The 13,852-nt window shown below is 75.2% G+C and carries 12 protein-coding genes, 1 tRNA gene and 1 other RNA gene; 13 read left to right on the forward strand and 1 reads right to left on the reverse strand.

Annotation, left to right across the window (positions count from 1 at the left end; translation table 11 throughout):
- The first annotated feature begins 140 nt into the window (after positions 1-140).
- The 8 genes from ACZCLJ_RS01485 to ACZCLJ_RS01520 all read left to right on the forward strand — a co-directional run bounded on the left by ACZCLJ_RS01485 (position 141) and on the right by ACZCLJ_RS01520 (position 7,605).
- Positions 141-554: a DUF3052 domain-containing protein gene (locus ACZCLJ_RS01485; protein ID WP_251151542.1), complete on the forward strand. Its 414-nt coding sequence runs from the start codon at positions 141-143 to the stop codon at positions 552-554.
- A gap of 31 nt (positions 555-585) precedes the next feature.
- Positions 586-1,050, forward strand: a complete 465-nt coding sequence (locus ACZCLJ_RS01490; RefSeq protein ID WP_251151878.1) for a peroxiredoxin — start codon at positions 586-588, stop codon at positions 1,048-1,050.
- Between the two features lie 67 nt (positions 1,051-1,117).
- Positions 1,118-1,194: transfer RNA gene (locus tag ACZCLJ_RS01495), tRNA-Val, on the forward strand.
- A gap of 85 nt (positions 1,195-1,279) precedes the next feature.
- Positions 1,280-2,581: a YihY/virulence factor BrkB family protein gene (locus ACZCLJ_RS01500; protein WP_463105229.1), complete on the forward strand. Its 1,302-nt coding sequence runs from the start codon at positions 1,280-1,282 to the stop codon at positions 2,579-2,581.
- A 76-nt stretch (positions 2,582-2,657) separates the two neighbouring features.
- Positions 2,658-4,424 (forward strand): bifunctional 3'-5' exonuclease/DNA polymerase, encoded by a 1,767-nt coding sequence (locus tag ACZCLJ_RS01505; RefSeq protein ID WP_463106334.1) that lies wholly within the window; start codon positions 2,658-2,660, stop codon positions 4,422-4,424.
- Between the two features lie 40 nt (positions 4,425-4,464).
- Positions 4,465-5,415: a Nif3-like dinuclear metal center hexameric protein gene (locus ACZCLJ_RS01510; protein ID WP_463105230.1), complete on the forward strand. Its 951-nt coding sequence runs from the start codon at positions 4,465-4,467 to the stop codon at positions 5,413-5,415.
- 121 nt (positions 5,416-5,536) lie between these two features.
- Positions 5,537-6,280 (forward strand): zinc ribbon domain-containing protein, encoded by a 744-nt coding sequence (locus ACZCLJ_RS01515; protein WP_463105231.1) that lies wholly within the window; start codon positions 5,537-5,539, stop codon positions 6,278-6,280.
- Complete coding sequence (locus ACZCLJ_RS01520) at positions 6,277-7,605, forward strand: bifunctional RNase H/acid phosphatase (RefSeq protein ID WP_463105232.1); 1,329 nt, start codon at positions 6,277-6,279, stop codon at positions 7,603-7,605. The genes ACZCLJ_RS01515 and ACZCLJ_RS01520 overlap by 4 nt, the downstream gene beginning before the upstream one ends.
- A 1-nt stretch (position 7,606) precedes the next feature.
- Here ACZCLJ_RS01520 and ACZCLJ_RS01525 read toward each other — a convergent pair whose 3' ends face one another.
- Positions 7,607-8,404 (reverse strand): YaaA family protein, encoded by a 798-nt coding sequence (locus ACZCLJ_RS01525; RefSeq protein ID WP_463105233.1) that lies wholly within the window; start codon positions 8,402-8,404, stop codon positions 7,607-7,609.
- 102 nt (positions 8,405-8,506) lie between these two features.
- On the opposite strand from ACZCLJ_RS01525, the gene ACZCLJ_RS01530 reads away from it, so the two are divergent.
- The 5 genes from ACZCLJ_RS01530 (at position 8,507) to ACZCLJ_RS01550 (ending at position 13,793) form a co-directional block, all read left to right on the forward strand.
- Positions 8,507-8,890 (forward strand): tautomerase family protein, encoded by a 384-nt coding sequence (locus ACZCLJ_RS01530; RefSeq protein ID WP_463105234.1) that lies wholly within the window; start codon positions 8,507-8,509, stop codon positions 8,888-8,890.
- 76 nt (positions 8,891-8,966) lie between these two features.
- Positions 8,967-9,384, forward strand: an RNA gene (rnpB, locus tag ACZCLJ_RS01535) — RNase P RNA component class A.
- 73 nt (positions 9,385-9,457) lie between these two features.
- Positions 9,458-10,276 carry a hydroxymethylpyrimidine/phosphomethylpyrimidine kinase gene (locus ACZCLJ_RS01540; protein WP_251151523.1) on the forward strand — a complete coding sequence of 273 codons (819 nt, stop codon included), beginning with the start codon at positions 9,458-9,460 and terminating at the stop codon, positions 10,274-10,276.
- Positions 10,277-10,507: 231 nt separating this feature from the next.
- Positions 10,508-13,117, forward strand: a complete 2,610-nt coding sequence (locus ACZCLJ_RS01545; RefSeq protein ID WP_251151876.1) for a phosphoenolpyruvate carboxylase — start codon at positions 10,508-10,510, stop codon at positions 13,115-13,117.
- A gap of 310 nt (positions 13,118-13,427) precedes the next feature.
- Positions 13,428-13,793 carry an STAS domain-containing protein gene (locus ACZCLJ_RS01550; RefSeq protein ID WP_251151522.1) on the forward strand — a complete coding sequence of 122 codons (366 nt, stop codon included), beginning with the start codon at positions 13,428-13,430 and terminating at the stop codon, positions 13,791-13,793.
- Positions 13,794-13,852 lie beyond the last annotated feature (59 nt).

Here is a 13,852-nt window from a genome sequence, read left to right on the forward strand (position 1 = left end):
GCCAAGCAGGGCACCGTACGGTGGGCTACCTTTGCCAGACACGGCACACGGTGGTCCGCCACCGGCCGTCCGGACCCGCGGGTGCGGGTCGGCGCAGGCCGGTGAGGACAGAGACGGACGAGGAAAGGAACGGCACGACTGTGACGGACACCGCAGGATCCGGCGGTATCGACCGCCTGGGGTTCGCGCCCGGGAACGTGGTCCAGGAGTTCGGGTGGTCGGAGGACGTCGACGACGACCTGCGCGCCGACCTCGAGGAGCTCGTCGGTGGAGAGCTGGTCGACGAGGACTACGACGACGTCACCGACGGTGTGATCGTGTGGTGGCGCGAGGGCGACGGGGACCTCACGGACATGCTCGTGGACGTCCAGACCGTCCTCGACGACGGGGGCCTCATCTGGATCCTCACGCTCAAGCCGGGCCGGCCCGGCCACGTGGGCCACAACGACATCCAGGAGGCCGCCACCACCGCGGGCCTGCACGCGACGAGCACGTTCTCGATCGCCCAGGACTGGTCCGCGACGCGCCTCGGGACGCGGGGTCGTGGTCGCTGAGCCGACGACGCCGTCGGGCATCGCCAGCGTCCTGAGCGTCGCGCCGCCCGGGCCGGGCGACCCGGCACCGGACTTCACGCTGCCCGACACGCACGGCACGCCGGTCCACCTCGCCGACCTGCGCGGCGGTCCGGTGCTGCTGGTGTTCTACCCGTTCGCGTTCTCCGGGATCTGCACGGGCGAGCTGTGCGAGCTGCGGGACCACCTCGACGAGTTCGAGACGTCCGGCGTGACGCTGCTCGGGATCTCGTGCGACTCGGTCTTCGCGCAGAAGGCGTGGGCGGAGCAGGAGGGGTTCGAGTTCGACCTCCTCGCGGACTTCTGGCCCCACGGAGAGGTCGCCCGGGCCTACGGCGTGCTCGACGAGGAGAACGGGCTCGCGCTGCGCGGGTCGTTCCTCGTCGACGCCGACGGGATCGTCCGCTGGTCCGTCGTGAACCCGCGCGGGCAGCGCCGCGACCTCGACGGCTACCGGCGCGCGCTCGAGCAGCTCTGACACGGGGACGGACCACCCGGGACCGGACGGCGCAGGCGAACCGGTAGGCTGTGCACCGCTCGTTCCGGGGCCTGTAGCTCAGCTGGTCAGAGCGCCACGCTTACACCGTGGATGTCGGGGGTTCGAGTCCCTCCGGGCCCACCACGACGTCCGTCGACGTCGCACCCTCGCACTCGTGCCGTCCCCGACAGGGGCGTCGCGCCGACCACGCCGTCCGAGGGAGACGCACGTGCTCGTCCTGGTGGCGTCCCTCGCCCTCGTCGTCGCGGTGCTCGCCCGTCGCGTGCCCGCCGTGCGCGCGACGACGTCGACCGCCACGTCGACGGTCCTGGTCCTCGTGGGTGCCGGTACCGCCGTCGGCCTCGGGACCGTCCTCCTCGACCCCTCCATGACGCGGACCGTGGTGGTGACGGCTGCGACCGCCGTCCTCGGCCCGGCCGTCGTCGCGGTCGGGAGCTGGACGTCCGGGCACGTGGTCCGGCCCGCCCTGGCCCGCCGTGCGGCCCGAGCCGCGACCTCGCCCGGCCTGCGGGACCGGCTCCTGGCGCGAGCGGCTCGCACGCCGCTGCGGGTGCGCGGGGTGCCCGCGGCGGAGGTCGCGCTCCGCGCCGCGTACCGCTCGGCCGACGTCCGCGTGACGGGCCTCGCCGCGGAGATGTCGTACTACGGGCTCATCTCCCTCGTCCCGCTCACGACGGCGCTCGGCGCGAGCCTCGGGTTCCTGCGCCCGCTCCTCGGGGACACCCGCGTCGACCAGATCCGCACCACGGTCGTCGACGGGTTCGCGGACGTGTTCGCGGAGCAGGTCGCGAGCGACGTCCTCGCCCCGCTCGTCGACGGTCTCCTCGCGGAAGGGCGCGCCGGGTTCGCGCTGGGCGCGTTCGTCGTGGCCCTCTGGCTCGCGAGCCGCGTCTTCCGCGCCGCGGTGCGCGCGCTCGACGACGCCTACCAGGTGGAGAACCGTCGCAGTCTCGTCGGCCAGTACGTGCTGGGCCTCTCGCTCGCGCTGGGCGCGGTCGCGACCGTCGTCGCCGTGCTGGGCATGGTCGTCGTCGGGCCGCTCCTGGGCGACGGCGCGGCGCTCGCGGACCGGTTCGGTCTCGGGGACGAGTTCCAGGTCGCGTGGGACGTCCTGCGCTGGCCGCTCGTCGTCGCGGTGAGCGCCGCGTACCTCACGCTGCTCTACCGGTACGCCCCGAACGTCGACACGGTGTGGACCCGGTGCGTGCCCGGCGCGGTGGTCGGGACGCTGGGAGTGCTGGTGGTCTCGTCGGGGTTCGGGCTCTACCTCGCCCTCGCCGTGCCGTCCACGCCCGGCGTGGACGGCACGGCGATCGCCCTGGTGCGGGTGGCCGGGCAGATGCTCGGTCTGGTGCTCGCGGGCGTGCTGTGGCTGTGGCTCACGAGCATCGCCGTGCTCGCGGGCGGTGTCCTCACGGCCGAGCTCGAGCTCGAGCGCACCGGCGGGGTGGCGCCGGAGCCCGCGCCGCCACCGCCGGACGTCGGCGACGACCCGGCCTCGCACGGCTGACGGCCTGGCGCTCCGGTCCGAGCCGCGGCAGCAGCCTGCCGGTGTGGGTGCCGGGAGGCACACTGCGTCCGTGTACCTGGCCCTGACGCGTCGTGCCGGCGCCGGCCGAGGCGCCGTCGTCGAGGTTCGGCGTGCCGACGCGTCCGGTCGTCCCACGGGAGGCCCGGTGAGCGAGTCGGGGGCCGAGGTCGCGGCAGCCGTCGCCTCGGGGGAGCGCGCCGTGTGGGACGACACGAACCGCTGGTACTCCGCGCTGCTCGCTGCGGGCGCCCGGGTGGAGCGGTCGCACGACCTGCGGCTCGCGCGCGCGATCCTGCGCCGGTCCGCGCTCACCGCGGGGACTCCGTACGCCCGGAGGGAGCCCGGGCCCTGGGACGCCCTGACCGCCGCACCCGCCGGGCCCGACCCGACGCTCCCGCTCCGCCCCGACTCGCTCTTCGACCTGGGGGCGGACGCGCCGGGGACCCCCGCTGCGCCGTCGGGCCTGGACCCGCTGCCCGAGCTCGCCGACCAGCTCGCCACGGTCGCGGCGGCGGACGGCCCGGACGCACCGGGCCGGCTGCGCCTCCTCCTCGCGGGCGAGTCGGCCGGGGCGCTCGTCGCCGCGGAGATGCACCATGCCGGGCTGCCGTGGCGCGCCGACGTGCACGACGAGATCCTCGAGGGGGTCCTCGGACCGCGACCGCGTCCGGGCGAGCGGCCGGTGCGCATGGAGGAGCTCGCCCGCACGATCCGCGACGCGCTCGACGCCCCGCCGACGCTCAACCCCGACTCGCACCCGGACCTGCTCAAGGCGCTCCAGTACGCGGGCGTCGGCGCCCGGTCGCTGCGCAAGTGGGAGCTCGAGAAGATCGAGCACCCCGTGATCGAGCCGCTGCTGGAGTACAAGACGCTGCAGCGGCTGCTCACGGCGAACGGGTGGACGTGGCTCGACACGTGGGTGCGCGACGGCCGGTTCCGGACCGAGTACGTGGTCGGAGGAGTCGTCACGGGGCGCTGGTCGTCGAGCGGCGGGGGTGCGCTCCAGCTCCCGCGCCAGGTGCGCCGGGCGGTGGTCGCGGACCCGGGCTGGCGGCTCGTCGTCGCCGACGCGGCCCAGCTCGAGCCGCGCGTGCTCGCAGGGCTCGCGCACGACGAGCGCATGGCGGACGCCGGCCGGGGCGTCGACCTCTACGCCGGGATCGTCGCGTCGGGGGCCGTGGCGAGCCGCGAGCACGCGAAGGTCGGCATGCTCGGGGCGATGTACGGCGGGACGACGGGGGACAGCGCCCTGGTCCTGCCGCGGCTCGCGAAGGCGTTCCCCGACGCGATCGACCTCGTCGAGCGTGCGGCCCGCGCGGGGGAGCGGGGCGAGGTCGTCACGACGCGGCTCGGGCGCAGCTCCCCGGAGCCCGGCGCCGCCTGGCAGGAGGCGCAGTCCGGCGCGTACGCGGCCGACGACGCGGCCGACGGCGCGGGGGGAGGAGCGGGCGGCGGTGCGGACGCCCAGTCGCGAGCACGCTCGCAGACGCGGGCCTGGGGTCGCTTCACGCGCAACTTCGTCGTCCAGGGCACGGCCGCGGAGTGGGCGCTGTGCTGGCTCGCGTCGATCCGACGCCGACTGTGGGCCCTGCCCGTGAGCGAGAGCCCGGGTGCGGTCCGCGCACCGTTCCAGGGCCGGGCGCACCTCGTGTTCTTCCTCCACGACGAGGTGGTCGTGCACGCGCCCGCGGAGCTCGTCGAGGTGGTGGAGCGCGAGGTCCGGGAGGCCGCCGTCGAGGCGGGGCGACTGCTGTTCGGCGACTTCCCGGTCGACTTCCCGCTGACGGTCGCCGCCGTCGAGCACTACGCGCAAGCGAAGTGACGACCGCGTCCGGCGCGGTCGGGCGGGATAGCCTGCCGCCATGACCCTCGACGCCGCCGCGGAGCACGCCGACGAGCCCGGTGCAGGGCTCGCGCCCCCGACCCTCGGCCAGGTCGTGCGCACGCTCGACGAGCTCTACCCGCCGGCCACGGCGGAGGACTGGGACGCCGTCGGACTGGTCGCCGGCGACCCGGGCGCGCCCGTCCGCAAGGTGCTGCTCGCCGTCGACCCGGTCGAGGAGGTCGCGGACGAGGCGCTGGACTGGGGCGCGGACCTCCTCGTCACGCACCACCCCTTGTTCCTGCGCCCCGTGCACTCGGTTGCCGCGACGACGTTCAAGGGCTCGCTCGTGCACCGGCTCATCCGGGGAGGGTGCGGCCTGTACGTCGCGCACACGAACGCGGATGCCGCCGAGCGTGGCGTCGCGGACGCGCTGGCGGACGCGCTCGACCTGCTCCACCGGGTGCCGCTCGTGCCGCACGCGGCCGGTCGCGGCGACGCGCCGGCCACGCACGGGACCGTCACCACCGGCACGGGACGGGTCGGGCGGCTGGCCGGGCCGACGACGCTGCGGGCGTTCGCGGAGCGCGTCGCCGAGGTCCTGCCCGCGACGGTCCAGGGCGTCCGCGTCGCGGGCGACCTGGACGCGACGGTCGAGTCCGTCGCGGTCGTCGGCGGCTCGGGCGACTCGCTGTTCGACGCGGTGCGCACGAGCGGTGCCGACGTCTACCTGACGTCCGACCTGCGCCACCACCCGGTGTCCGAGCTGCGCGAGCGGGCGCAGCTCGAGGGCGGGCCGTCGGCGACGCCGTTCCTCGTCGACGTCCCGCACTTCGCGTCGGAGTGGCCGTGGCTCCGCTACGCTGCCGAGGACCTCGCGCGAGCGCTCGCCGCGCGCGGCGAGCAGGTGGAGACGCGGGTCAGCACGACCGTCACCGACCCCTGGACGGCCCGCATCCCGTCCGCGTCGGCGCCCGGGGCGCCGGGCTGACCCCTGTGACGCCGTCGCCCGCGCGCGACCTACCGCGACCGACCGCGGCGCTCCGCGCCCCTCACCCGCCCGACCCGACCGCGTCCCACGACCCGACCGGTCCCACGAAAGGAACTACCACGTGGCCACCGCCCCGCCCGCAGACCAGCTCCGGCTCCTCGACGTCCAGGAGCTCGACACGCGTCTCCAGCAGCTCGCCCACCAGCGCAAGAACCTGCCCGAGCTGGCCCGCATCGCCGAGCTCGACGCGCAGGTGCAGGACCTGGCGACGTCGCTCGTCGAGTCCCGCACGGCGGCGTCCGACCTGCGGCGCGAGCTGAAGAAGGCGGAGGCCGACGTCGAGCAGGTGCGCACGCGCGCCGCGCGCGACCGGTCGCGCCTCGACTCCGGCCAGGTCGGGGCGAAGGACGCGCAGGCGCTCGTCGGCGAGCTCGAGTCGCTCGCCCGCCGGCAGGGCGTGCTCGAGGAGGTCGAGCTCGACGTCATGGAGCGGCTCGAGGCGCACGAGGAGGCGCTCGGTCGTCTCGAGTCCGCGAACGCCGAGCTCGAGGCCGCCCGCGCAGAGGTCGTCGCCGCGCGCGACGCCCGCTTCGCCGAGCTCGACGACGACGCCGCGCAGGTCGCCGAGCGCCGCCGTGCGGCCGCCGACGGGATCGACGCGACGCTGCTCGCGCTCTACGAGCGCGTGCGCGACCAGAACGGCGGGCGCGGCGTCGTCGCGATGCGCGGGCGCCGGCTCGAGGGGCTCAACGTGGACCTGAGCCCGGCCGAGCTCGCGGCGGTGACGTCCGCGGCGCCTGACCAGGTCGTCCGGCTCGAGGACTACGGCCACATCGTCGTGCGTCCGGAGGCCGCGGGCGCGTGAGCGCGGACGCACGCCCCGACGCCGCCCCGACCGGCCCGGACGGCTCCTCGGGTCGACGCCACCTCGTGGTCGAGGCCGACGGCGGCTCCCGCGGGAACCCCGGGCCGGCCGGCTTCGGCGCCCTCGTGCGCGACGGCGCGAGCGGCCGCGTCCTCGCAGAGCGTGCGGCGTTCCTCGGCACGACGACCAACAACGTCGCCGAGTACTCCGGTCTCGTCTCCGGTCTGCGGGCGGCGGCCGCGATCGACCCGGACGCACGGGTGACGGTCCGGATGGACTCGCGCCTCGTCGTCGAGCAGATGTCGGGGCGCTGGCAGATCAAGCACGCGGACATGCGTCGGCTGGCCGCGGAGGCCGCGACCGTCCTTCCCGCGGGCCAGGTGACCTACGAGTGGATCCCGCGCGCGCAGAACGCGGATGCCGACCGGCTCGCCAACGAGGCGATGGACACCGGCGGCACGATCGCCCGGGACTACGGAACGGATGCCACGGCCGCCACCGCTGATGACGCTGCCGCCGATCTCGCTCCCGCCGATCCCGGTCGCGCCGCTGACGGCCGGGACGGGGCTCCGCTCGAGCAGGCACCCGGGGAGGGGCGGGCCGAGGCGGGCACGTCGGCCGGTCCGGCCGCGCGGCCGTCCGGGGCCACGATCCGCTTCGACGACGCCCCGGCGCTGACGGTCGTCCTCGTGCGCCACGGGCAGACACCGCTCACGGTCGCGGGCGCGTTCAGCGGCTCGTCGGTCCCCGGGCCGTCGCTCACGCCGCACGGGCGCACGCAGGCGGCGCGCGCCGCCGACCTCGTGTTCCGCGTCGGCCGGTCGACCTGGACCGACCTGCCGCGGCCGTCCGTGATCGTCGCCTCCCCGATGGTGCGCACCCAGGAGACGGCCCGCGCGGTGGGCCGACGCCTCGGCCTGCCCGTGACGACCGACGCGCGCTTCGCCGAGGTGGACTTCGGCGCCTGGGAAGGGCTCACCGCCGACCGGATCGACGAGCGGTGGCCCGGGCTGCGCCGCGACTGGTACGCCACGGGCACCGTCGCCGCGCCGGGCGGCGAGTCCGTCGCCGACGTCGGGGTGCGCGTGCGCGCGGGGCTCCGCGAGCTCGTCGCCACGCAGCTCCAGGACGCGCCCGCGTCGGGGCGCACGGTCGTCGTGGTGGGCCACGCGGTGCAGGTGCGCGCCGCGATCGGCGTCGCGGTCCAGGCGCCCCCCGACCAGTGGTCGAGGTTCCGTGTGCCGCCCGCGTCCGTGAGCATCCTCAGGCTGTGGGCCGACGGGACGAGCGAGCTCGTCGCACAGGGCGTCCCGAGCGACCTCTGACTCAGGCCACGACGAGCTCGAGCGTGAACCGCCCGCGGCCGTCGTCGCGGAGGCTCGCGTCGAGCAGGTCGGTGCCGACGAGCTCGTCGGCGGCCTTCGCGAGGTCGTCCGCGGACGCCACGACGCCTGCCCGGCGCACGAGGTGGGCCGTGAGCACGCCGCGCGTGTGCTTGGCGTTGTGCGACACGACCGAGCGCTTCCCGTCCGCGTCGCGCAGCACCCGCACGGCCACCCACTGGGCGGCGTCGGCGCCGGTCGTGCGGGGCCGCCACGCCGCGGCGTACGTCGCCGACCGGCAGTCCACGACGACGTCCCCCGCCGCGCGGTCGTCGAGCGCCGCGCCCAGGTGGGGTCGCCAGGCCGTCGCGAGCCGCCCGAGACCGGGGAGCGCGACGCCCATCGACAGGCGGTACGCGGGGACACGGTCGGCGGGGGACAGGACGCCCCAGAGCCCGGACACGATGCGGACGTCCTCGGTGGCGCGTCGCGCGGCCTCCTCGCCACCGGCGAGCGCGCCACCCAGGTCCGCCGCGCCGTAGAGGACGCCCGTGTACACCTGCGCGGCGGGTGCGGCCGGTGCGGTGCGCAGCCCCGTATTGCGGCGCACCTCGTCCGCCAGGCCGGGGCTCACGCCGAGCACCTCGACGGCGTCGGCGCGGGCGCTCGCGGACACGAGCGCGTCGAGCACGCGCTCGCGCCGGGCGGTCAGGACGGGAGAGGTGAGCGTCGCGAGGTCGACCGGAGGGGCGCCGTCGGGCGCGGGGGTCTTGCCCTCGGACGGGGGGAGGAGCACGAGCACCCGGTCACTCTACGGTCGCGTCCGAGGCGTGCCCCGCGCGGGCGGGCGGACCGGGCGCGTGGGGTGCGTCACGCCGTCAGGCCCGGGCGCTACGCTGCCGGCGTGGCCCAGGTGAAGATCTACGGACGGCGCAGCGTGTGGGGCGAGCGGCGGGCGGAGGTGTCCGACGCGCTGCACTCCGCGCTCGTGCGCGCGTGGCAGCTCCCGGACGACAAGCGGTTCCACCGCTTCCTGCTCCTGGACGACGACGACCTCGTCGCCCCGCGCTCGGACGCGTACCTCGTGGTCGAGATCGTGTGCTTCACGGGGCGCACGCGCGAGGCGAAGCGAGCCCTCGTGGCGGCCCTGTACGACGACGTCGCGCCCGCCCTCGGGCTCGGCCCGGACGACGTCGAGCTCGTGATCCTCGAGGCGCCGCGCGAGAGCTGGGGGATCCGGGGCGTGAGCGGCGACGAGCTCGCGCTGTCGTACCGCGTCGACGTCTGACCGGGCTGACGTCTGACCGGGCCGACGACGCCCGGCGCGGCGGGGCGCCGTGGGGCAGTATCCTTGCCGGTGCGGACGAGTCGGTCGGGCGGTCGCGTCGGGGCAGGTCGCAAGACCTCCTCGCCGAGGAACGTCCGGGCTCCGCAGGGCAAGGTGGTGGGTAACGCCCACCCGGGGTGACCCGCGGGACAGTGCCACAGAGAACAGACCGCCGCACGGGACGAGGCTCCGGCCCCGGCCTGCGCGGTAAGGGTGAAACGGTGGTGTAAGAGACCACCAGCGGGCCGGGTGACCGGTCCGGCTCGGTAAACCCCACCTGGAGCAAGGTCAGACAGACTGTGTTTGAGGGCGGCCCGCCCGATTCTCTGGTGAGAAGCACAGTCGGGTAGACCGCTGGAGGCGTACGGCAACGTACGTCGTAGATGGATGACCGTCGCCCGCGCGGGGGCAACCGCGCGCGGGAACAGAACCCGGCGTACAGACCGGCTCGTCCGCACCTTCGCGCCCTCGCACGGCGGGCGCGGAGCGACCCGACACACCGTGCCGCACGACGCCGAGGAGTCCCCGATGAGCCAGCAGACCCAGCAGCCCCCCGTCGCCTATGTCATCGCCGGCTCGGAGGCGACCGGCGGGGCCGGCATCCAGGCCGACCTCAAGACGTTCCAGCAGCTCGGCGCGTACGGCGTGGGGACGCTCACGTGCATCGTGTCGTTCGACCCGAAGAACGACTGGGGGCACCGCTTCGTCCCGGTGGACGCGCAGGTCATCGCCGACCAGTTCGAGGCCGCGGTCGCCACGCACGCGCCGTCGGTCGTGAAGGTCGGCATGCTCGGCACGCCCGCGACGATCGACGTCGTCGCGGCGTCGCTGCGCTCGCGGTCGTGGGAGCACGTCGTGCTCGACCCCGTCCTCATCTGCAAGGGCCAGGAGCCGGGCGCCGCGCTCGACACCGACACCGCGCTGCGCGAGCAGGTGCTGCCGCTCGCGACCGTCGTGACGCCCAACCTCTTCGAGACGCGCACGCTCGCGGGCGTCGAGTCGATCGGGACCGTCGACGAGCTCGTCGACGCCGCGCGCCGCATCCGCGACCTGGGCCCGGACGTCGTCGTCGCGAAGGGCGGCGTGGAGCTCGCAGGTCCCGACGCCGTGGACGTCCTCGTGGACGGCGACGGCGTCGTCGTGCTGTCGCGGCCCAAGGTCGGCGAGGAGCGCGTCTCGGGTGCGGGCTGCACGTTCGCCGCGGCGATCACGGCCGAGCTCGCGAAGGGCTCCGACGTCCGCGCGGCCGTCGAGGTCGCGAAGGAGGTCGTCACGCAGGGCATCGCCGCGCGCGTCCCGGCGGCGACGCCGTTCGACACGGTCTGGCAGGGCGCGTACCGCCCCTGAGCACCGTCCGGTGACCCCGGTCCGCCGGCCCACCTCACGCCCCGTCAGGGATCACCCACCGGACGCGTGCGCGTCGGGCGTCGGTCAAGGAATACCCTCGTCCCCGTGAACGACCTCTCCCCACCGGAACTGACCCCCGGCAGCGGCGACCCCGCCCGGCTCGGCACCGCCGTCCCCGGGGCCGCGGACGAGAAGGACCGCGGCCTCGCGCGCCACGACGTCCCCGCCCCGCTGCGCGACGACGTCCGCCTCCTCGGCGGGCTGCTCGGCACCGTGCTGCGCGAGACGGGCGGGCAGGGCCTGCTCGACGACGTCGAGCGCCTGCGCGAGCTCGCGATCGCCGCCTACGACGACACGACGGGCGCGGTGCTCGCCGACGCCGAGGCGCTCGTCGAGGGCCTGACGATCGAGCGCGCGGAGCAGGTCGCCCGCGCCTTCACGTGCTACTTCCACCTCGCGAACCTCGCCGAGGAGTACCACCGCGTGCGCGTCCTGCGCGAGCGCGAGGCCGAGTTCGCGACCCGCGCGGTCACGCACGACGACTCGCTGCCCGAGGCGTTCGAGCAGCTCGTCGCCGAGGTGGGCCGCGAGGAGGCGCTGCGCCGGCTGCGCCGTCTCGAGTTCCGCCCCGTCCTCACGGCCCACCCCACGGAGGCGCGCCGCCGCGCCGTCTCGGGCGCGGTGCGCCGCATCGCCACGCTGCTCGACGAGCGCGACGCCCAGCCCCTCGGCGGGACGTCGCTCGCGGAGAACGAGCGGCGCCTGCTCGCCGAGATCGACACCATGTGGCGCACCGCGCCGATCCGTGAGCACAAGCCGTCCGTGCTCGACGAGGTGAAGACGGCGCTCGGGGTGTTCGACGCGACGATGTTCGACACGTTCCCGACGGTCTACCGGCGCCTCGACGACTGGCTGCTCGGCGACGAGGCGGGCCGCGAGGAGCCGCTCGTGCGCCCCTTCGTGAGCCTCGGCACGTGGATCGGCGGTGACCGCGACGGCAACCCCAACGTCACCGCGGAGGTCACACGGCAGGCGGCGGCGATCGCCTCCGAGCACGCGCTCGTCGCGCTCGAGGAGCAGACGCGGCGCGTCGGTCGCAAGCTCACGCTCGACGAGGACGGAACGCCGCCGTCGGACGGGCTGCGTGCCCTGTGGCAGCGTCAGCGCCAGCTCTCGGAGGCCGTCACGGCCGCCGCCGCGGCAGCGTCTCCCCGCGAGCCGCACCGCGCGGTGCTGCTCGTCGTGGCCGAACGGGTCGCGGCGACTCGCGCGCGCAACGCCGACCTCGCCTACGCCGACCCCGAGCAGCTCGAGTCGGACCTGCGGGTCGTGCAGGAGTCCCTCGTCGCCGCCGGGGCGCCTCGCGCCGCGTACGGCGACCTGCAGCAGCTCGTGTGGCAGGTCGAGACCTTCGGGTTCCACCTCGCCGAGCTCGAGGTGCGCCAGCACTCGCAGGTGCACGCCGCGGCGCTCGCGGAGATCGCCGAGAAGGGCGTGCACGGCGACCTGTCCGACCGCACGCGCGAGGTCCTCGACACGTTCCGCGCGCTCGGCTCCGTCCAGCAGCGCTACGGCCTGCGCGCCGCGCGGCGCTACATCGTCTCGTTCACGCAGGCGCCCGAGCACCTCGCGGCCGTCTACGAGCTGGCCGAGCACGCGTTCGCCGGTGCCGACGACAAGCCGGTCGTGGACGCGATCCCTCTGTTCGAGACGTTCGCGGACCTCGAGGCGAGCGTCGACATCCTCGAGTCGATGCTCACACTGCCGCAGGTGCAGAAGCGGCTCGCCGAGAACGGCCGCCGCGTCGAGGTCATGCTCGGCTACTCGGACTCCTCCAAGGACGTCGGGCCCGTCTCGGCGACCCTCGCACTGCACGACGCGCAGCGCCGCATCGCGCTGTGGGCCGAGCGGCACGACATCACGCTGACGCTGTTCCACGGTCGCGGCGGTGCGCTCGGCCGCGGGGGCGGCCCTGCCAACCGGGCCGTGCTCGCCCAGCCGCCGGGCTCGGTGGACGGTCGCTTCAAGCTCACCGAGCAGGGCGAGGTCATCCTCGCCCGGTACGGCGACCCGACGATCGCGTCGCGCCACATCGAGCAGGTGGCGGCCGCGACCCTGCTCGCGTCCGCGCCGTCGACCGAGAAGCGCAACGCCGAGGCGACCGACCGCTACCGGGAGCTGGCCGTGGCGCTCGACGCCTCGTCGCGCCGCCGCTTCCACGAGCTCGTGCGCGCGGACGGCTTCCCGCAGTGGTTCGCGCAGGTCACGCCGCTCGAGGAGGTCGGCCTGCTGCCGATCGGTTCTCGGCCCGCGCGACGCGGGCTGTCCGTGTCCTCGCTCGACGACCTGCGGGCGATCCCGTGGGTGTTCTCCTGGTCGCAGGCCCGCATCAACCTCGCGGGCTGGTACGGCCTCGGCACGGCGCTCGCGGAGTTCGGCGACCTGGAGCTCCTGCGCGAGGCGCACCGCGAGTGGCCGCTCTTCGCGACGCTGCTCGACAACGTCGAGATGTCGCTCGCGAAGACCGACGCGCGCATCGCCGAGCGCTACCTCGCGCTCGGGGACCGCGACGACCTCGCGGGCGCCGTGCTCGAGGAGCTCCGCCTGACGCGCGAGCGCGTCCTCGCGGTGACGGGCAACGCGTGGCCGCTCTCGGGCCGTCGCGTCCTCGGACGGGCGGTCCAGCTGCGCAGCCCGTACGTCGACGCGCTGTCCCTGCTGCAGGTCCGCGCGCTGCGTGGGCTGCGGGCGGGCGCGGAGGGTCCGGCGAAGGACGAGCTGCAGCACCTCCTGCTCCTCACGGTCAACGGCGTGGCCGCCGGTCTGCAGAACACCGGCTGACCGGGCTGCCGATCGCACGGCCGTCCCCGGAGCCGATGCACCAGGGGCGGCCGTCGCCGTTGGACACCCGTCCAACTGGTGAATGAATCGTCAACTATCTGGCCCTGACAACGCTGTCTCGGCCAGCCAGGTAAAGTTCTTGCCAGAGGGCTCCCATTCCGTGGCATTTTTGGGCTACCCTGGCCACGATCGACCGTGCATCCCTGCCGCGCCCGACGACGTGCAGAGCGGGGCCGGACGGTCGGTGGGCGTCAAGCAGGTGGCGCCGACCCGTCGGGGCGGGCGGGGCAGGCAGCAGGAAGGCGGGGCGATGACGGTGCAGCAGGCAGAGACGAAGGGCGCGGCGGTCGAGACGGGCGGGATCCGCCTGCTCGAGGAGCCGGGCGCCAGCGTGGTCGCCATGTGGGGGGAGATCGACGTCGCGCTGCGCAGCGAGGCGAGCGCCGCGCTCGCGAACGCGCTCGAGCGGGACGTCCCGGTCGTCATCGACACGTCCCGGGTGACGTTCATGGACTCGACCGGGATCGCGTTCCTCGTGCAGTTCTACACGATCGGGTCCGAGGAAGGGCTCTCGGTGACCCTGCGCAACCCGCCGAGCGTCGTGACCGACGTCCTCGAGATGCTCGGCGTCATCGAGATCTTCGGGAGCGAGCGGCACGACGTCACGACGTCCTGAGGCCGCCGGCCGGCCCGATCGTCGGCCGGAGGCCAGGTCCCGCTGGTCGGGCGCCGGAC

It is taken from the genome of Cellulosimicrobium sp. So1_17 (genome assembly GCF_055181235.1).